Origin of the sequence: Phycobacter sedimenti (assembly GCF_038148855.1) — a bacterium.
Lineage (GTDB): Bacteria > Pseudomonadota > Alphaproteobacteria > Rhodobacterales > Rhodobacteraceae > Phycobacter > Phycobacter sedimenti.
This window is the reverse complement of record NZ_JBBVGR010000002.1, coordinates 403,161-421,452: the sequence shown is the minus strand read 5'-3', so window position 1 is coordinate 421,452 and position 18,292 is coordinate 403,161. Positions and strand designations below refer to the sequence as shown.

At 61.7% G+C, this 18,292-nt stretch carries 14 protein-coding genes and 3 tRNA genes; 5 read left to right on the top strand and 12 right to left on the bottom strand.

Features of this window, described 5'->3' with window-relative positions; genetic code table 11:
• Positions 1 to 40: 40 nt before the first annotated feature.
• Positions 41 to 358: a hypothetical protein gene (locus tag AADA15_RS05080; RefSeq protein WP_341640455.1), complete on the bottom strand. Its 318-nt coding sequence runs from the start codon at positions 356 to 358 to the stop codon at positions 41 to 43.
• 7 nt (positions 359 to 365) lie between these two features.
• Positions 366 to 1,490 carry a peptide chain release factor 2 gene (gene prfB, locus AADA15_RS05075; RefSeq protein ID WP_341640454.1) on the bottom strand — a complete coding sequence of 375 codons (1,125 nt, stop codon included), beginning with the start codon at positions 1,488 to 1,490 and terminating at the stop codon, positions 366 to 368.
• A 276-nt stretch (positions 1,491 to 1,766) separates the two neighbouring features.
• Between prfB and AADA15_RS05070 the strand changes: the two genes are divergently transcribed.
• A complete protein-coding gene (locus AADA15_RS05070) occupies positions 1,767 to 3,512 on the top strand; it encodes a Hint domain-containing protein (protein WP_341640453.1) in 1,746 nt (581 codons plus the stop codon).
• 25 nt (positions 3,513 to 3,537) lie between these two features.
• Here the strand turns inward: AADA15_RS05070 and AADA15_RS05065 are convergent, their stop codons facing one another.
• The 3 genes from AADA15_RS05065 to AADA15_RS05055 form a co-directional block, all read right to left on the bottom strand.
• Positions 3,538 to 6,039, bottom strand: a complete 2,502-nt coding sequence (locus AADA15_RS05065; protein ID WP_341640452.1) for a penicillin-binding protein 1A — start codon at positions 6,037 to 6,039, stop codon at positions 3,538 to 3,540.
• Positions 6,040 to 6,220: 181 nt separating this feature from the next.
• On the bottom strand, positions 6,221 to 7,393 hold the full coding sequence (locus AADA15_RS05060; protein WP_341640451.1) for an N-acetylmuramoyl-L-alanine amidase: 1,173 nt from the start codon (positions 7,391 to 7,393) through the stop codon (positions 6,221 to 6,223).
• A gap of 87 nt (positions 7,394 to 7,480) precedes the next feature.
• Complete coding sequence (locus tag AADA15_RS05055; RefSeq protein WP_341640450.1) at positions 7,481 to 8,623, bottom strand: pyridoxal phosphate-dependent aminotransferase; 1,143 nt, start codon at positions 8,621 to 8,623, stop codon at positions 7,481 to 7,483.
• Here AADA15_RS05055 and AADA15_RS05050 point away from each other — a divergent pair.
• Both AADA15_RS05050 and AADA15_RS05045 read left to right on the top strand, forming a co-directional pair.
• Positions 8,622 to 10,001 (top strand): M48 family metalloprotease, encoded by a 1,380-nt coding sequence (locus tag AADA15_RS05050; protein WP_341640580.1) that lies wholly within the window; start codon positions 8,622 to 8,624, stop codon positions 9,999 to 10,001. The genes AADA15_RS05055 and AADA15_RS05050 overlap by 2 nt on opposite strands.
• Complete coding sequence (locus AADA15_RS05045; protein ID WP_341640449.1) at positions 9,998 to 10,762, top strand: DsbA family protein; 765 nt, start codon at positions 9,998 to 10,000, stop codon at positions 10,760 to 10,762. Before AADA15_RS05050 ends, AADA15_RS05045 begins: the two co-directional genes overlap by 4 nt.
• Before the next feature lie 124 nt (positions 10,763 to 10,886).
• On the opposite strand, the gene ispG is transcribed toward AADA15_RS05045, so the two are convergent.
• The 3 genes from ispG to hemA form a co-directional block, all read right to left on the bottom strand.
• Positions 10,887 to 12,005, bottom strand: coding sequence for a flavodoxin-dependent (E)-4-hydroxy-3-methylbut-2-enyl-diphosphate synthase (ispG, locus tag AADA15_RS05040; protein ID WP_341640448.1), 1,119 nt, complete (start codon positions 12,003 to 12,005; stop codon positions 10,887 to 10,889).
• A gap of 147 nt (positions 12,006 to 12,152) precedes the next feature.
• Positions 12,153 to 13,361, bottom strand: coding sequence for a helix-turn-helix domain-containing protein (locus AADA15_RS05035; protein WP_341640447.1), 1,209 nt, complete (start codon positions 13,359 to 13,361; stop codon positions 12,153 to 12,155).
• A 129-nt stretch (positions 13,362 to 13,490) separates the two neighbouring features.
• Positions 13,491 to 14,714, bottom strand: coding sequence for a 5-aminolevulinate synthase (gene hemA, locus AADA15_RS05030; protein WP_341640446.1), 1,224 nt, complete (start codon positions 14,712 to 14,714; stop codon positions 13,491 to 13,493).
• A 374-nt stretch (positions 14,715 to 15,088) separates the two neighbouring features.
• On the opposite strand from hemA, the gene AADA15_RS05025 reads away from it, so the two are divergent.
• Together AADA15_RS05025 and AADA15_RS05020 are read left to right on the top strand one after the other, a co-directional pair.
• Complete coding sequence (locus AADA15_RS05025) at positions 15,089 to 16,480, top strand: M20/M25/M40 family metallo-hydrolase (protein WP_341640445.1); 1,392 nt, start codon at positions 15,089 to 15,091, stop codon at positions 16,478 to 16,480.
• A 140-nt stretch (positions 16,481 to 16,620) separates the two neighbouring features.
• A complete protein-coding gene (locus AADA15_RS05020) occupies positions 16,621 to 17,499 on the top strand; it encodes an alpha/beta fold hydrolase (RefSeq protein WP_341640444.1) in 879 nt (292 codons plus the stop codon).
• A 144-nt stretch (positions 17,500 to 17,643) separates the two neighbouring features.
• Here AADA15_RS05020 and AADA15_RS05015 read toward each other — a convergent pair whose 3' ends face one another.
• The 4 genes from AADA15_RS05015 to AADA15_RS05000 all read right to left on the bottom strand — a co-directional run bounded on the left by AADA15_RS05015 (position 17,644) and on the right by AADA15_RS05000 (position 18,287).
• A complete protein-coding gene (locus tag AADA15_RS05015; protein ID WP_341640443.1) occupies positions 17,644 to 17,868 on the bottom strand; it encodes an RND transporter in 225 nt (74 codons plus the stop codon).
• Positions 17,869 to 17,902: 34 nt separating this feature from the next.
• Positions 17,903 to 17,979 (bottom strand) — tRNA-Asp (locus tag AADA15_RS05010).
• 75 nt (positions 17,980 to 18,054) lie between these two features.
• Positions 18,055 to 18,131: transfer RNA gene (locus tag AADA15_RS05005), tRNA-Asp, on the bottom strand.
• A 79-nt stretch (positions 18,132 to 18,210) separates the two neighbouring features.
• A tRNA-Asp gene (locus AADA15_RS05000) sits at positions 18,211 to 18,287 on the bottom strand.
• Positions 18,288 to 18,292 lie beyond the last annotated feature (5 nt).

The window sequence follows — 18,292 nt, the reverse complement described above, 5'->3', positions numbered from 1 at the left end:
AAGAAAGCGGTGACTTGTGCTGGCTATCGTCCCAACTAGGCTACTTGCGTTCATCTTCGGGTGTCATGAGCCACTCCAACACAAATCGTGAAACGAGATAGGCGACAAAAACAAAGAACAGACAGTGCTGTACCTTCCACCACCAATACAGAAACCAGTTGGTCGATTGCCAGACGTATGGCTGCACACCTTCCCTTACCCAGAATGAATGCACCCCGTCACGAATTTCTGCCTCGTGAACAAAACCGTCGATGAGCAAGAAAAAGCAGACGTTGGAAAACACAATAAATGCAAGAAGTAACCAGCCGATCCTTTCCAGCAACCGGCTTACGCGCCCAAAGAACTGACGCATGGCCATTGCGCGACTACTCAGCCTGGGCGTCGGCCCGGCTTTTGCCAGAGACGTTCATCGCGAGCGTCGCCGCCATGAAGCCATCCAGATCGCCGTCCAGCACACCCTTTGTATCCGAGGTTTCATGCCCGGTGCGCAGGTCCTTCACCATCTGGTAGGGCTGAAGCACATAGGAGCGGATCTGGTTGCCCCAGCCCGCATCGCCCTTGTTCTCGTGGGCTTCGTTGATGGCCGCGTTGCGACGGTCCAGCTCCAGCTGGTAGAGGCGCGATTTCAGCGCCTTCATCGCGATGTCGCGGTTCTGGTGCTGGGATTTCTCGGAACTCGTCACCACGATCCCGGTGGGATGGTGGGTGATCCGCACCGCCGAGTCGGTGGTGTTCACGTGCTGACCGCCCGCACCCGAGGAACGATAGGTATCGATGCGGATATCCGCCGGGTTCACCTCGATATCGATATTGTCGTCCACCACCGGGTAGACCCAGACCGAGCTGAAGGACGTGTGCCGCTTGGCCGCCGAGTCATAGGGCGAAATGCGCACCAGCCGGTGCACGCCGCTTTCGGATTTCAGCCAGCCATAGGCATTGGGGCCGGAAATCTTGTAGGAGGCGGATTTGATCCCCGCCTCTTCGCCCGCGCTTTCGGATTGCAGCTCGACCTTGTAGCCCTTCTTTTCCGCCCAGCGCACATACATGCGCGCCAGCATCGACGCCCAGTCGCAGCTTTCGGTGCCGCCCGCGCCCGCGTTGATCTCAAGGAAGGTGTCATTGCCGTCCGCCTCACCGTCCAGAAGCGCTTCCAGCTCTTTTTCAGCGGCCTTGACTTTCAGCGTCTTCAGAGCCTCTTCGGCATCCGCGACGACCTCGTCGTCCTCTTCCATTTCGCCAAGTTCGATCAGCTCGATATTGTCGGCCAGATCCTGCTTGATGCCCTTGTATGTGTTGATCGCATCCACCAGCATCTGCCGCTCGCGCATCAGTTTCTGCGCCGCTTCGGGATCGTCCCACAGCGTTGGATCCTCGACACGGGCATTGAATTCCTCCAAGCGGAACTCAGCCGTTTCCCAATTCAGCCGCTGCGCCAACAGCTCCAGCGACTTCTGGATCTCGGTCACGATATTCTGGGTTTCGGCGCGCATCTTGGGGTCATCCTGTCATCACGGTCAGGCGTGCGTGATAGCTCACTGTCAACGGCAGAACAAGTGGGTCTGCCCCTGCGCGGGCTTCCCCCTCTTGTCCGCGACGCAAAGGCCCGCATTCGACCGGGCCAACAGTGGTGGATCATGATCGGTCAGAGGTCTTTTTGTGATAATTTTACCCTTCCAGTCGATAAAACACCTTTTGGCAACCCTCCTCGGTTATGTGCGTATGGCCCCCACCGCTGCGCCCCTCAGTCACCGAAGGATCAGAGCCCCATGCCTGTAGGATACCTTGTTCAACTTGGCGATGCGTCGCTGAACACCTCGGACGCCATCTCCGGCCCGGCCGTGTCCTTTGCCACAACCGATGTGATTGGCTCCGGAAGCTGGACCTGGAGCGGGACCTCCGGCGGCATCTCCTACGTGGACCGCGTTGATCCAGGTACCTATTTCGCCGCGGCAGACGGAAATGTGTATTTCGTGCCGGATACGGGTCCTGTCGACAGCCTTGGCGCGGCAGTGGCGACCAATCCTCCCTCTTACACGGTTGAACCTGATGCGGTGGATGGCACCGCCGGTGCCGATCGGATCGATGGCAGCTATACCGACGACGACGGGGACAGGGTGGACAACGGGGGCGCGACATCAGACACGGTTCTGGCGGGGGCCGGAGACGACTACGTCGCGACGGGCGGCGGCGCAGATTCACTGCGCGGCGGCACCGGAAATGACACCTTGATTGGCGGCAGCGGCAGCGACACTCTTGAAGGCGGCACCGGGGCGGATCGCCTCGAAGGGGGCAGCGGAACGGATTACGCAGACTACAGAAACTCGGGCGAAGCGGTGAACGTCAACCTTGCCACAGGCAGCGCTTCGGGAGGCGACGCGACCGGAGACAGTTTCAGTGGGATCGACGGTGTCTTTGGCTCGGACCATGACGATACGATCATCGGCTTTGATCATTCGTCAACCGATCCCGCAGACACCTATACCAACGTATTCCATGGCGGCGGCGGGAACGACTCCATGGACGGCGCCGGAGGCCACGACAGCCTGTATGGCGATGAAGGTGAAGACACGCTTCTGGGCGGCTCTGGGAATGACACGCTTTTTGGCGGCGATGACGCCGACAGCCTGACCGGCGGAACGGGGTCTGACCTCGTCAAAGGCGAAGCGGGCAACGACACCCTGACCGCCAGCCAGGGGGACACTCTTTGGGGCGGCGATGACCGGGACATGTTCCGTGTCGCCAATGACGGGACCTCTTCCACCGATACGATCTACATCCGGGGCGGCGAAGGCGGTGATGACTGGGATACGCTGGACTTCAATGGCCTGATGGACCCAAGCACCCTGACGATCACCAGCACCAGCCCTGACGGTACCAAAAGCGGACACGCCTATCTGCAGGACGGAACCTATGTCGAATTCGTGGATATCGAGGGCATCATCTGCTTTGCCGAGGGCACGCTGATTGAAACCCTGTCCGGTCCCGTTCCGGTAGAGGCCCTGTGCCCCGGCGACTTGATCGCAACGCAGGACAACGGCTACCAGCCTCTGCGCTGGGTCGGGCGTTCGACTGTTCCTGCCCTGGGGCCTTTGGCCCCCGTTCTGATCAAGGCCGGTACCTTCGGAACGCAGCGGGATCTGCGGGTCTCTCCGCAGCACCGCATGCTGCTGTCAGGCCCCGAGGCGCACTGCATGTTCGGCGGCAGCGAAGTCATGGCCGCAGCCTGCCACCTGATCAATGACCACAGCGTGATGCGCCAGCCCGGCAGCCATGTCACCTATCTCCATCTGCTTCTGGATCGGCATGAGGTGATCTTTGCCGAAGGCGCCGCAACCGAGAGCTTCTTTCCCGGCCCGCAGGCCTTTGACGCCATCAGCTCAGCCACGCTCGACAGCCTGTTCCGCGCCATGCCCGCACTGCGCAGCAACCCCGGCGGATTTGGCCCCACGGCGCGGCAATGCCTGACGGGGCGCGAAGCCGCGGCAATCTTCGAAGCTGGCCCGGTGGGCTGAAGCCTTACGCCACCCGGCAGCGCCTTTAGTAAAGCCCGCCGGAACTGATGGTGCCAAAGCTGGCCTTTGGACCCAGAACTGCTGTTCCGCCGCTGGACGTCGTGACCTGTCGGCCGGATTGCTGCACCTCTTCCAGCAGGGGCAGGTTCGATCCCATGGCAAAACCGCCATCGAAGGTCATGCCGAAGATCGGCTCGGCGCCATCCCGGAAGTACTCGGCCACCACATAGTCACCGGAGGCATCCAGCGGAAGCGGGGCGCCGGTGTAGCGGTCGATCTTGATGAAACGCCCACCTTCGGGCACCGTGAACGGGCCGCCGCCGAATTTTGCAACGGCTTTCTCCATGAACTGCTGGAACACCGGGCCGCACATGGTGCCGCCATATGCCCCGCGTCCCATAGGGCGAGGCTGGTCAAAGCCCATATAGCAGCCCGCCACAATGTTGGAGGTAAAGCCCACAAACCAGACATCGCGAGAATTGTTGGTGGTCCCCGTCTTGCCCGCCGCAGGTACCGGCAGATTGATCACGCTGGACGCGGTGCCACGATCCACCACGCCCTTCAGCATCGAGGTCAGCTGATAGGCGGTAATCGGGTCCATCACCTGATCCCGGTCCGCCACGATACGCGGGCTGCGGCCTTCGGGAAGCGATGCCACAGAACAGTCCACGCAGTCGCGATCATCGTGGCGGTAGATCGTCCGGCCAAAGCGGTCCTGGATCCGGTCCACAAGGGTCGGCTGCACGCGCTGCCCCCCGTTGGCGAACATCGCATAGGCCGCCACCATCTTGTAGAGCGTCGTCTCTTCGGCACCGAGAGAGTTCGCAAGGAAGGTGCCCATGTTATCATAGACCCCGAACCGTTCGGCATAGCCTGCAATCACAGGCATCCCGACCTCTTGCGCAAGCCGGATGGTCATCAGGTTCCGGCTCATCTCGATGCCGGTGCGCAAAGGGGTGGGCCCGTAGAACTTGTTGGTCGAGTTCTTGGGCCGCCACAGCCCCTGAGGCGTGTTGATCTCGATCGGCGCGTCAACCACGATGGTGGCCGGGCTGTAGCCGCTGTCCAGCGCGGCGGCATAGACGAACGGTTTGAAACTCGAGCCCGGCTGGCGCTGTGCCTGAGTGGCGCGGTTGAACACCGAATGCTGGTAGGAAAAGCCCCCCTGCATCGCCAGAACGCGGCCCGTGTTCACGTCCATGGCGACAAAGCCGCCCTGCACCTCGGGGACCTGACGGAGCGACCAGTGGCTGAAGGCATCGTCCTTCATCTCGGCGCGCACCAGCACCACGTCACCGCGGGTGAAATTCTCTTTGAAGTTGCCCTTCATCCACTTGATGTCAGCGCGCGGCACCTGACCGGTTTCGCTGACGCCCTCAACCCCAACGGCCAGGGATTGGTCCGCAACATCAAGCACCACGGCCGGGATCCATTTGCCGCCAAGCATGATGTCACGCGGCACGTCAGCGTTGGCAAGGGCGTCGCGCCAGGCGTCCTCGCTCGCAAGCTGCTCCTCGGTGAGAGTAACCCCGGTGCCCTTCCAGATCCCGCGCGAGCGGTCGTATTTCTCAAGCCCCTGCCGCATCGCAAGGGCCGCCTCGGTCTGCATTTCCTCGTCGATGGTGGCGCGCACGGTAAATCCGCCGGTAAAGAACTCCCCCTCGCCAAAATCCTGGCTCAGCTGGCGGCGGATCTCATCGGTGAAATAATCGCGCGGCGGCAGCGCGGTGCGGAAGCTCTCGAAATCGCCGTTCTGGACCGAGCGCAGCGGCTGCTCGACCTCGACCTTGTAGACATCTTCCGAGATGTAGCCGTTCTCGAACATCTCCCGCAGCACGTAATTGCGACGATCCGTAAGACGCTGCTTGCGTCGCACCGGGTGATAGTCCGAGGGCGCTTTGGGCAAGGAGGCCAGCGTCGCGGCCTCATGCGGAGCCAGCTCGCCCAGGGTCTTGTTGAAATAGGTCTGCGCAGCGGCGGCGACACCGTAGGAGTTCTGCCCGAGGAAAATCTCGTTGAGGTACAGCTCAAGGATCTTGTCCTTGGACAGCGTCTCTTCCAGCCGGGTGGCAAGGATGATTTCCTTGATCTTGCGCGCGGCCCTGCGATCGCCGGACAACAGGAAGTTCTTCATCACCTGCTGGGTGATGGTCGAAGCCCCGCGCACGTTGGAGCCACGCGAGCGCACCGCCTCGATGGCCGCCGCCGCAATACCGCGCGCATCATAGCCCTTGTGGGTGTAAAAGTTCTTGTCTTCCGCCGAGATGAACGCCTGTTTGACCAGAACCGGAATTTCTTCGGAGGGGGTGAACAGGCGCCGTTCCTCGGCGAATTCATCGATCAGTTGCCCTTCGCCCGAGTAGATCCGGCTGATGGTCGGCGGCTGATACTGCGCAAGGGATTCATGGCTCGGCAGATCGCGCCCGTAGATCCAGAAGACCGCACCGATGGTCAGCGCCATCACAGCGACCCCAAGCGTGATCGTACTGAAGATGGAACCAAAGAAGGATAGAATGAACCTGAGCACGTATAGGGCCTCATTTGCACGGATCCGCCTATATAGGCAGGCGCGTTGCCGGGGTCAAAACAGGAAACGGCGGTTATATGCCGGTCCCGCAACGATGACCATAAAGGATTCCCCTCCCAAGAAACAGAGCCACGGAAAGCCTCCCCTGTGATCGGCAGGTCCTGGCCGGCCTGGCGAGCGGCTACTGTCGCACCAGCGCCTTTTGCGCGTCGTCCCGGATCCGCCATTCGATCAGGCCGGCCAGGATCCCCCGCGCGGCTTTGGCACGCCACTCCGGGTTCTTGAGGTTCTCCAGGTCTCGCGCACTGGACAGAAAACCGATTTCCACCAGCACCGAGGGAATATCGGCCGACTTCAGGACCGAGAACCCCGCCGCGCGCAGGGGGCGGCGGTTGAGCGGGCCGCCCTGCTCTGCCAGCCCATCGACAATGGCCTGCGCCAGCGCTTCGCTGCGGGGCTGGGTTTCCTGACGGGCCAGATCCAAAAGCACATCCGTCACCAGATCGTCTGCCGCACTGAGATCGGTGCCCGACAAAAGATCGGCGCGATCATGACGCTCAGCCAGCGTCGCCGAGGCCGCATCAGAAGCATCCTTGGACAGGGTATAGACCGTGGACCCATGCGCGCCCCCTTCGGACAGGGAATCGGCATGGAGCGAAATGAACAGATCGGCCCCCGCCTGATGCGCCAGTGCAATGCGCCGTTCGAGCGAGACAAAGTAGTCACCATCCCGCGTCAGCTGCACCGAAAACTGCCCCGAGCGGACCAGCATTTCGCCCAGCTCGAAGGCGAACTCCAGCATCAGGGTCTTCTCGTTCACGCCGCCCTCGACCTGCGCACCTGGGTCAATGCCGCCATGGCCCGGATCGAGGACCACCAGCAAAGGCGCGTTTGCGTCCCGCGGCGCCAGAGGCGCAATGGGCTCTGGCGCGGGCAGATCCCATCGACTGTCGCGCGGCGTCCCGGTCGAGGCCGCAAAGGTCTTTGCATCTGTCTTTTCCAATGCAACGGTCAGAACCGCACCCGCGGTGATCCGATCGATCTCCATAGCAGCCGAACTGACCTGCATGGGTGCCCCCAAGTCGAGAACCATCCGCGACCAGCCGGGCACGTAGGTCCCGTACTGCACATCGCGCAGGTTCTTCCCCCGCATCAGGCTCTCAGGCCTCAGACCGGTCCAGTCGACCTCCTGGAAATCGAGCACAAGGCGCGGCGGGCCATCCAGCGTGAAAATCCGGTACGGCACCCCCTGGCTCAGATGCAGTTCGACCTCGGCGCCCTGCCCCGCATCGCGGATCTCACTGCGGGCCGCATCAATCCGTGCGAGGCCGGAAAAACCCTGCGCCTGTGCCATCACGGAGAAACAACTCCCCCAGATCAATGTCGCGCAAAACGCAAGAATCTTGCTGAGCATTCTTTCCCGTACCCCTTTGCCGCAATACTAGCGGTTTTCCATGAAACGACGCAGGCGCAAAAGCCCTTCCTCGATATCGGCGGTGGACCGCGCATAGGAGAACCGCAAGGTGGTGGCGCCACGGGCAGGGTCAAAATCGAGCCCCGGCGTAACCGCTACCCCCGCCTGCTCCAGAATTTCAGCGGCAAAGGCACGGCTGTCCTGCGTCAGATCCGAAACATCCGCGTAGACATAGAATGCCCCGTCGGGGGGCGCGATCTTGCTGAACCCGGCCATGGGCAGACCCTCGAGCATCAACTGACGGTTTCGCGCATAGACGGCAAGATTGGCCTGCAGTTCCTCTTCGCAGTCCATCGCCGCCAGCGCCGCCACCTGGCTCGCGTGCGGCGCGCAGATGAACATGTTCTGCGCCAGCCGTTCGACCACCCGGACGTGGTCCTCTGGCACCACCATCCAGCCAACGCGCCAGCCCGTCATCGAGAAATACTTGGAGAAGGAGTTGATCACATAGGCCTGATCGGTCAGCTCCAGCGCGGTGACGGCTTTCGCTTCATACTCGATGCCGTGGTAGATCTCGTCCGAGATAAAGGCCGCGCCGATGTCATGGGTTGCATCGATCAGCGCCCCCATGGCAGCGCGGTCGAGCATGGTACCCGTGGGATTTGCCGGAGAGGCGACCATCAGCCCAGCCAGATCAAGCCCTTTCAGATCCGCAGGTACCGGCTGCAGGCGATGCCCTGGCGCGGTTTCTATATCCACAGGCGTCAGACCCAAGGCATGCAGAATCTGCCGGTAGGAGGGATAACCCGGCGCGCCGATGCCCACCCGATCCCCGCTGTCAAAAAGCGCGGTGAACGCCAGCAGGAACGCCCCGGAGGACCCCGAGGTCACCACCACGCGGTTCGGATCAAGGTCGACGTTGTACCAATCGCGATACATCCGCGCGATCCGCGCCCGTAGGGCCGGAATGCCAAGCGCCACCGTGTACCCCAGCGCATCCTCTTCCAAAGCACGCGCCAAAGCTGCCTTTGCGCCCGCCGGTGCCCCGGTCGAGGGCTGGCCGACTTCCATGTGGATGATATGGCGTCCGGCCTCTTCGGCCTTGCGGGCCGCCTCCATCACATCCATCACAATGAAGGGATCCACCGCAGAGCGGCTTGAGTTTCGCATGATGTTCTCCCATGGTGCGCGCATGACTTTTGACCGTTTCTCTCGTCTGGCGTCAATCCCGGCTCTGGCGTTTTGCCTCATGGCCTATGCCGCGACCGCGGTGCAGGCGGCCTCTATCGGCCTTTTGCGCGATGCGGACGTGGAATACGCGCTGAACCGGCTTGCTGCGCCAGTGCTGCAGGCGGCCGGATTGAATGCCAAGCGGATGAAAATCCTGGTGGTCAATGAGTCCAGCTACAACGCGTTCGTGCTCGATAGCCAGACGATCTTCATACATTACGGGCTGATCCTGAAATCGCACAGCCCCGAGATGCTCCAGGCCGTCATCGCCCACGAAGCCGCCCATATTGCCAATGGACACATTGCCCGGCGCATGCAGAACATGCGCTCCGCCGGAAGCGCCGCCGGCCTTGGCCTCGCGCTGGCAGCTTTGGCGGCCGCCGCAGGTGCAGGGGGCGAAGCGGCATCCGGCATCGCGATTGGCACTCAAAGCTCTGCCCTTAGGGGGTTCCTCTCACACACCCGCGCAGAGGAATCGTCTGCCGACAGGTCGGCTGCCGGGTATCTGAGCCGCGCCGGGGTTTCGCCCAAGGGGCTGGTCGATCTGCACCAGACCTTTGCCGGTCAGGAAGTCCTCAGCGCGCGCCACCAGGATCCCTACATGCGCTCTCACCCGCTGAGCCGCGACCGTATCCGCGCGGCGCAGGCCTATGTGGCCAGCCATGGCGATTTGAGCGCTCCGAACCCCGAGGCCGATTACTGGTTCGCCCGCCTGCGCGGCAAGCTGTCTGGCTTCATCCGGGCGCCCAAATGGACCCTGCGGCGCGCCGGCGAAGAAGCCCACAAGGACATCCGCCTGATGCGGGAGGCCATCGCCTATCACCGCCTGAAGAACCGTAAAAAGGCTTTGGCCGCGATCAACGCCGCGATTTCCCTGCGCCCCGCGGATGCTTACTATGCTGAGCTGAAAGGGCAGATCCTGATGGAAAACCGGGAATGGAACGCCGCGCTCTCGGCCTATCAGAGCGCCGTTTCCCTTGCGCCGCGCGATCCGTTGATCCTGGCAAGCTATGGTCGGGCCCAGCTGGCAGCAGGTCAGCCCAAGGCCGCGATCCAGACGCTCGAAAAATCCCGCGGGATCGATTTCCGCAATTCATTCCTGCTGCGTGACATGGCCCAGGCCTATGCGCAGACGAAACAGACCGGCCTCGCCGCGCTGGTGACAGCAGAGCGTTACGCCCTTCAGGGGCGGCTCGACGATGCCGGTATTCACGCCAAACGCGCCACCGCACTCCTGCCCACCGGATCGCCTGCGTGGCGCCGGGCGCAGGATGTGTTAGTGGCCTACGAGAGATCAGAGAAAAGGAAACGAAGATGATCCGTCTTTCACGTGCGGCAGCGGGCGCTGCCCTGGCTTTTGGACTGTTCGGCGGCCCGGCACAGGCGCTGGATCTCAACGCCATGAGCCCGGCCGAGCGCGCGGCCTTTGGCGAAGAGGTGCGCGCCTACCTCCTGGAAAACCCCGAGGTGATCCTTGAAGCGGTAAACCTCCTGGAGCAAAGGCAGGCCGCGGATGAGGCCGCGCGGGACGAGGCGCTGGTTGCGGCGAACCTCGCTGAACTCGAAAACGATGGGTACTCCTGGGTTGGGGGCAATCCGGAGGGCGACATCACGCTGGTTGAATTCATGGACTACCGCTGCGGCTACTGCCGCAAGGCCGCCCCCGAAGTGGCCGAGCTGTTGGCCGAGGATGGAAACATCCGCTGGGTGGTCAAAGAGTTCCCGATCCTGGGCGATGCCTCTGTGCTGTCCTCTCGCTTTGCCGTGGCAACCAAACAGATCGCGGGCGATGATGCGTACAAGTCCGTGCACGAGGCCCTGATGACCATGACAGGTGAGCCGGGTGAAGTGGCGCTGCGACGCCTGGCCGATGGTCTTGGGCTGGACGCCGATGCGATTCTCGCGCGGATGGACAGCGAAGAGGTCACGCAGGAACTGCGCCGGACCCGCGCCCTGGCTCAGCAGCTATCGATCTCGGGCACGCCGACATTCGTTCTGGGCGGCGAACTGCTGCGCGGCTACTTGCCCAAGGACCAGATGGAGATCGTCGTCGACGAGGTGCGCAAGAACCGCAGCTGATCCCGCGCTGAGACGGATCCTGTTTTCAATGCAAAAAGGGGCGCCAGATGGCGCCCCTTCATTGTGTTCTTTTCCCCATAGGAGAATTTTCAGTTTGCGGCACGCGGCGCTGCAGAGGAGACACTCACTCCGGAGCAGCAGCGGCCTCGATCTCAGCGGCTTTCTTTTCGACCTCTTCGACGATGTGATCGACCATTTGCTCGTTGCTCATCTTGTGGCTGGCCTTGCCCGCCAGATACACCATGCCAGAGCCGGCCCCGCCGCCGGTAAATCCGACATCGGTCATCAGCGCCTCGCCCGGCCCGTTCACCACGCAGCCGATGATCGACAGGCTCATGGGCGTATGGATATGAGCCAGTCGCTCTTCGAGCGCTTCCACCGTCTTGATCACGTCAAACCCCTGCCGCGCGCAGGACGGGCAGGAGATGATATTGACGCCGCGGTGGCGCAGCCCCAGCGATTTCAGGATTTCAAAGCCGACTTTCACCTCTTCGACCGGATCCGCAGACAGGCTGACACGCAGCGTGTCGCCGATTCCCATCCACAAAAGCTGGCCCAAGCCAATCGCTGATTTGATGGTCCCGGAGGTCAACCCACCTGCCTCGGTAATGCCAAGGTGGATCGGGGCATCGGTGGCATCGGCCAGCTGCTGATAGGCCGCCGCCGACATGAAGACATCGGACGCCTTCACCGAGATCTTGAACTCGTGGAAATCATGGTCCTGCAGGATCCGAATGTGATCCAGACCGCTTTCCACCATCGCTTCGGGGCATGGCTCACCGTATTTTTCCAAAAGGTGTTTTTCCAGCGATCCAGCATTCACGCCAATTCTGATCGAGCAGTTGTGATCGCGGGCGGCAGAAATCACCTCGGCGACGCGCTTTTCATCACCGATGTTGCCTGGGTTGATCCGCAGGCAGGCGGCGCCAGCCTCGGCGGCCTCGATCCCGCGTTTATAATGGAAATGGATATCGGCCACGATCGGCACCGGGCTTTCGCGCACGATTTCCTTCAGCGCCTTCGAAGACGCCTCATCCGGGACCGAAACGCGCACAATGTCGGCACCCGCCTCAGCCGCAGCCTGAACCTGGGCAACTGTCGCCGCAACATCGGTGGTCGGGGTGTTGGTCATGGTCTGCACCGCGATGGGCGCATCGCCCCCGACGGGGACATCCCCCACATGGATCTGGCGGCTTTTGCGACGCTCGATATGGCGCCAGGGTCTGATGTGATTTAGCGACATGGGGTCCGTCCCGTCTGGTCCTGCTCGCCCGCTAGATACGGTTTGAGGCTGCGAGCTTCAATGCCCGCCGCAGGATAGATAGACCAAAAAAGAAACATCGCCACAGATGTCTGGCACTGAAGGCAGGATCCGCTTCAAGGCGCGGACCTAATCCTGTCCAGCCTCGAGCCGCAACTGCGCGACGACAGACGCCAGGGCCTGGTTGCGCTCATCCTGCAGGTCAGCCACTTCAAACCGCTCGGAAATGGCATCGGGACCCAGATTGATGTTCCTCGTGACGCTGCCACGCGCGCCTACGGGGCCAAAATGCTGACCATTCACGGCAAAATAGATCCCGCTGCTTTCGCCGGTCTTGAGCTGAGGCGGAACCTCGGTAAGCGGGATGTCAAACCGATCCCCCGGCTCCATGATGCCCTCGAAGATGACGCTGCCGTCGGCTGCGGTCACTTCGACCCAAGCGGGGCGCACTGCAAGGATTGCGGCACTGGGCGCGACATCTTCCACCACCTGAGGCACGCTCAGTTGCTGCCCTGCACTGTCGGCGGGAAGGCTTGCTTCGGCCAGTTGCACGGTTGGCAGTTCCGGTTCGACAAAATTGCCATAGGTACGGGGATCAAGAGTCGCGATCGGCGCATCACGCGCTGCCAGAATCGGAACGTCCAGCGCCTGGGGTCTGTACAGGCGATCGAGCGCAGCAGCGGCCGGATCACCCAGCGAGTCCGCCGCATTCAGACGGGCACTGTCGAGAGGGTCCACTTCCGCCAGAACCAGAGGCGTTTGATCAACCGGCGCAAACTGCACCTGCTGTACCTCCTTTAGGATGCTCCACCCCCCGTAGCCGATACCGCCAATCAAGGTGACAAGCACCATCAATGACCCGATCGCGCGCGGCTCGATATGGCTGAAAACGCTGCCCGCGGATGGCGCAAACGGCGTATTTGGGGATGTGAACGGATCCCGTCCAAAACCGCTGGTCGCTTTTTGAGGATCTAGTTTCGAAGAGACCTTTCGCCCGGACGCCTCGGCTGACATCCCATGCGCGACAGAAAAACCGCTTTCCTGGCAGAAGGTGTCAAAGGCTTTTTCCGGATCCATGCCAAGATAGCGCGCATAGGAGCGCACGTAACCGGCGATGAAACCCGGTGTGTCAAAAACCGTAGGGTCGGAATTCTCGATGGCGGCAATGTATGAGGCTTTGATCCTGAGTTCGCGCTGAACATCCAGAAGCGACTTGCCCATGGTCGCCCGCTCACCGCGCATCATATCGCCAAGCCGAAGCTCGAAATCGTCAAATCCCTTGGGAGCGGAAGGTTGCAACTGCTCCTTCGATTTGCGCTGAGTGAGGCGCCCGATCATTACTGCTGTCCCATCTGTACCTGCCGTGGCCGAATTTTGGAGCCTGCAGAATCACCCGAACGACTCACGCAGACCAATTCGTTGATGAAACGATAACACAATCAACAGTTTTGAACACAGATCTGTGCGTTAGCCCGCCAATTCGGCACGATTTAGCGCACAATGCGACCACAGACTGTCCATTGCATGCACCAAAGCATCAATTTCCAAGGGGCCGTGAACCGGTGACGGGGTGAAACGCAGACGTTCGGTCCCACGCGGAACAGTGGGGAAGTTGATCGGCTGAACGTAGATTCCGAACTCCGAAAGCAGCATGTCGCTCAACTTCTTGGTGTGAACCGGATCACCGACGATCACCGGCACGATGTGGCTGCCGTGGTCGATGATCGGCAGGCCCAGCCCCTTGAGGCGCAGTTTCAGGACTTTTGCCTGTTCCTGATGCTTCTCACGCAGCTCGGTTGCTGTTTTCAGATAGGCGACCGACGCTGCCGCGCCGGCGGCCACTGCAGGCGCCAGGGAGGTCGTGAAGATGAACCCCGGCGCATAGGAGCGGATCGCATCACACATCTTTTCGGAGGCGGCGATATAGCCGCCCATCACCCCATAGGCCTTGGCCAGGGTTCCGTTGATGATGTCGATACGGTGGGCAAGGTTGTCGCGCTCGGTCACGCCGCCGCCGCGCGGGCCGTACATGCCGACCGCGTGGACCTCGTCGATGTAGGTCAGCGCCCCGAATTCATCGGCCAGATCGCAGATCTCCTTGATGGGGCCGAAATCACCGTCCATGGAATAGACCGATTCGAAGGCGATCAGCTTGGGCGCTGCAGGATCGTCCGCTTCCAGAAGCTCACGCAGATGGGCAACATCGTTGTGGCGGAAGACACGCTTGGCACCGCCGTTGCGGCGCACGCCTTCAATCATGGAGGCGTGGTTCAACGCGTCCGAATAGATGATCAGGCCCGGAAACAGCTTGGGCAGTGTAGACAGAGTCGCGTCATTGGCGATGTAGGCCGAGGTGAACAGAAGCGCCGCTTCCTTACGGTGCAGATCCGCCAGCTCTGCCTCCAGGCGTTTGTGATATACCGTGGTGCCCGAGATATTGCGGGTCCCGCCAGAGCCGGCGCCTGTGGCATCGATCGCCTCGTGCATCGCATTCAACACGACCGGGTGCTGGCCCATTCCGAGATAATCATTGCCGCACCAGACGGTGATGTCCTGCTGGGTGCCGTCCGGCCGAGTCCAGACCGCATGGGGAAACTGGCCATTCTTGCGCTCGATATCGATGAAGGTGCGGTAGCGTCCCTCTTCGTGAAGGCGTTCAATCGCTGCGTCGAGTTTCGCGGTATAGTCCACCGGCATCTCCATAGCTTAGGTCTGGCGCAAGGGCGCTGGCGAGGGAGGTCCCCACATTCACATTTGTGAATAACTACCCCACAAGACGGTTTCGATCAACTGCTTACGCAAAAGGCATGCTGCGCAACATTGATGCAGGTCAAATAAACCTATGGGCCATTGCGGACAAGCAGATGATCCTGCCTTTTTCCCACCAATTGGCTGCACGAAGATCACAAAGACGCAAGCCCGGCATTATCGGAAACCCGGAACGTCCCGCGCTCAGCAGCGCGACGCGCCCACAGAACCCGCCCCCGATGCACACTGGCATCCCCTACGTGGCGCTGCTACGGTCGCCACAAAAACCGAACACCAAAAATCACCGGAGTGAAAAAATGTCTTTGAACGAAGTGCTTGAGCGCATTGACGCGGATGTTTCGGCGGCCACCGATCGCCTGCTGGAGCTGCTGCGCATTCAGTCCATTTCTACCGATCCGGCTTACAAGGCCGAGTGCGACAAGGCCGCCGACTGGCTGGTGGCGGACCTCAAATCCATCGGCATTGCGGCAGAAAAGCGCACGACCCCGGGCCATCCCATGGTGGTGGGCCATGTGGGTCAGGACAACCAGGATGCACCCCACGTTCTGTTCTACGGCCACTATGATGTTCAGCCAGTAGACCCCCTGAACCTGTGGAAGACCCCGCCGTTCGAGCCGCAGCTGGAAGAGACCGAAAACGGCACCGTGATCCGGGGCCGCGGCGCTTCGGACGACAAGGGGCAGCTGATGACCTTTGTCGAGGCGTGCCGGGCCTGGAAGGCCATCCACGGCTCCCTGCCCTGCCGCATCACCTTCTTCTTCGAGGGCGAGGAGGAATCGGGCTCTCCCTCGCTGATCCCGTTCATGAAGGCGCACGCCGAGGAGCTGAAGGCGGATATCGCACTGATCTGTGACACCTCCATGGTGTCGCGCGGGGTGCCTTCGATCGCATCGCAGCTGCGCGGCATGCTGAAGGATGAATTCACCCTGGTCGGGCCGCGCATCGATCTGCACTCGGGCCACTATGGCGGGCCTGGTCTAAACCCCCTGCGCGAGATCAGCCGCATCGTCGCCTCCTTCTATGACGAGGAAACGGGCAAGATCGCCGTCGACGGCTTCTACGAGGGCGTGAACGAGGTGCCCGAGGACCAGCTGCGTCAGTGGGAAGGCTGCGGCTTCGACGCAAACGACTACCTCGGCAATGCGGGCTACACCCAGGCGCATGGCGAAAAGGACCGCACCATCCTGGAGCAGCAATGGGCGCGCCCGACACTGGAAGTGAATGGTCTGTGGGGCGGCTACAATGGCGCCGGCTCGAAAACCGTGATCCCCTCCGAGGCGCACTGCAAGATCACCTGTCGCCTGGTGGGCGACATGGACCCGGACGCCCTGCGCCAAAAGATCCGCAAACACGTTGAGGAACGCCTGAAACCCGACTGCAAGGTGATCTGGGACAACGACCTGGAAGGCTCCCGCGCCTCGGTGATGGATATCTCGCGCCCCGAATTCACCGCTGCCCGCGGCGCCCTCAGCGACGAATGGAACCGCGAGGCGGTGTTCTGCGGCATGGGCGGGTCGATTCCGATCGCGGGCTTCTTCAAATCGATCCTCGGCATGGAATCCATGCTGATCGGCTTTGCCAATGAGGATGATGCGATCCACTCTCCGAACGAGAAGTATGACCTCAAGAGCTTCCACAAGGGCATCCGGTCCTGGGCGCGGGTGCTGGACGCACTGACCAAGGCCTAAAAGGGAAACTCTCCCGCCCCGCCCCTGGCCTTTGGCCCGGGCGCGTTGGGCCCTGCAGCGCGCCTGCGGCGCGCTGCCCAGCACCAGGACCGGCGCGACCCGCCGGGAGATGCGAACGCACGAGACAGGGAGAACAGATCTTGACAGCCCAGATCGAAACCGGCCTCGCGGAGGTGAACGGACAGAGCATCGCCTACACGCGCCAAGGGTCCGGGCCAGCGTTGCTCCTTCTGCATGGCTTTCCGCAGACCAAAGCCATGTGGCAGGACGTGACCCCTGTGCTTGCCAGAGCGTTCACCGTGGTGACGGCGGATCTGCGTGGATATGGCGACAGCAGCAAACCCGAAGGCGTGGAGGCGATGAGCTTTCGCAACATGGGCGCCGATCAGCTGGCGTTGATGCGCTCACTCGGTCACGATCGGTTCCACCTCGTCGGACACGACCGCGGCGCGCGCACTGCGCATCGCATGGCCCTTGAGAGCGCCGAATCCATTGCCAGCCTCACCCTGATGGACATCATTCCAACGCATCTGCTGCTAAGCGAGCTGCGACAGGAAGTGGCCCGTGCCTATTACCATTGGTTCTTCCTCGCCCAGCCCGCGCCCTTTCCCGAGGGGATGATCGCCGCAGACCCCGACAGCTATTTCGAAAGCTGCCTACTGGGCTGGGGCGGCGCAACGCTGGAGGACTTCCCGCCCGAGGCCTTGAGCGCATACCGCAAAAGCTGGCGCAACCCGGCCTGCATTCACGCCATGTGCAATGACTACCGCGCGGCCATCGACGTGGATTTCAACCTTGATGCCGCAGATCTGGACCGCAAGGTCACCTGCCCCGCGCTGGTCCTCTATGGCGCATCCGGGGCTATGGCAAAACACTATGACGTGGAGTCCACCTGGGCACCGCGCCTTGCAGACATGCGCGCAGCCGCGATTCCGGGCGGACATTTCTTTGTCGATCAGCACCCGGCAGAGACCACGGAAGCCCTTTTGACCTTCCTGAAGGACCAATTGGCACTCTGATATCTTGGGATATGGCGCATGCGGCCTGCGAACAAGGCCCCCTACACCCATCTTGCCCCTACGCCCCCGGTCGAGCTCCACGGCAGAAATGAGCTACCGGATCCAGGTCGGGCATCCAGTGGCCGCAATATGCTGGCCGACAAGTTATCCTCGGCGCCGACGTAGGTCTCTTGCAGCCTTGAGTGCCAGGAGCACAAGTGGAGCACCATGCATCACAAGATCGAACCAATCCAAAGCGCGATGCAAATCACCGGCAGCAAGCATCTTGAGCTTTTCCCACAGGTGCGGTTCGGGAAAAAAGGGTGCGAGCCCAAGAAGCAGCGCAACAACAATCGCAGTGATCCAATCGATTGAGTCCAGCAGCTTCATGTCAGGTCCCGGTGTTGGCATAGAGGGAAAGAAGTGGCGCGGTTGACGGGGCTCGAACCCGCGACCCCCGGCGTGACAGGCCGGTACTCTAACCAGCTGAGCTACAACCGCGCATGGGCCTTTCAAAGGCAATCCAATCTGGCTCTTGCTCAGAGCCACCCGCCTCGGCGGGACCAGACAAATGAGTGGCGCGGTTGACGGGGCTCGAACCCGCGACCCCCGGCGTGACAGGCCGGTACTCTAACCAACTGAGCTACAACCGCGCATGGGTCTCATTGTCTGCCGTTCGGCATTTCCCCTCCGGGGCGGACCTTGGTATTGCCCAAGGCGGGCAGGCAGCAGTGGCGCGGTTGACGGGGCTCGAACCCGCGACCCCCGGCGTGACAGGCCGGTACTCTAACCAACTGAGCTACAACCGCTCGCG

Excerpts from the sequence above, each read along its gene's own strand:
- AADA15_RS05080 (WP_341640455.1), bottom strand. The coding sequence starts at position 358 with ATGGCCATGCGTCAGTTCTTTGGGCGCGTAAGCCGGTTGCTGGAAAGG.
- prfB (WP_341640454.1), bottom strand. The coding sequence starts at position 1,490 with ATGCGCGCCGAAACCCAGAATATCGTGACCGAGATCCAGAAGTCGCTG.
- AADA15_RS05070 (WP_341640453.1), top strand. The coding sequence starts at position 1,767 with ATGCCTGTAGGATACCTTGTTCAACTTGGCGATGCGTCGCTGAACACC.
- AADA15_RS05060 (WP_341640451.1), bottom strand. The coding sequence starts at position 7,393 with ATGGCACAGGCGCAGGGTTTTTCCGGCCTCGCACGGATTGATGCGGCC.
- AADA15_RS05050 (WP_341640580.1), top strand. The coding sequence starts at position 8,622 with ATGATGTTCTCCCATGGTGCGCGCATGACTTTTGACCGTTTCTCTCGT.
- AADA15_RS05055 (WP_341640450.1), bottom strand. The coding sequence starts at position 8,623 with ATGCGAAACTCAAGCCGCTCTGCGGTGGATCCCTTCATTGTGATGGAT.
- AADA15_RS05045 (WP_341640449.1), top strand. The coding sequence starts at position 9,998 with ATGATCCGTCTTTCACGTGCGGCAGCGGGCGCTGCCCTGGCTTTTGGA.
- ispG (WP_341640448.1), bottom strand. The coding sequence starts at position 12,005 with ATGTCGCTAAATCACATCAGACCCTGGCGCCATATCGAGCGTCGCAAA.
- AADA15_RS05035 (WP_341640447.1), bottom strand. The coding sequence starts at position 13,361 with ATGATCGGGCGCCTCACTCAGCGCAAATCGAAGGAGCAGTTGCAACCT.
- AADA15_RS05025 (WP_341640445.1), top strand. The coding sequence starts at position 15,089 with ATGTCTTTGAACGAAGTGCTTGAGCGCATTGACGCGGATGTTTCGGCG.
- AADA15_RS05015 (WP_341640443.1), bottom strand. The coding sequence starts at position 17,868 with ATGAAGCTGCTGGACTCAATCGATTGGATCACTGCGATTGTTGTTGCG.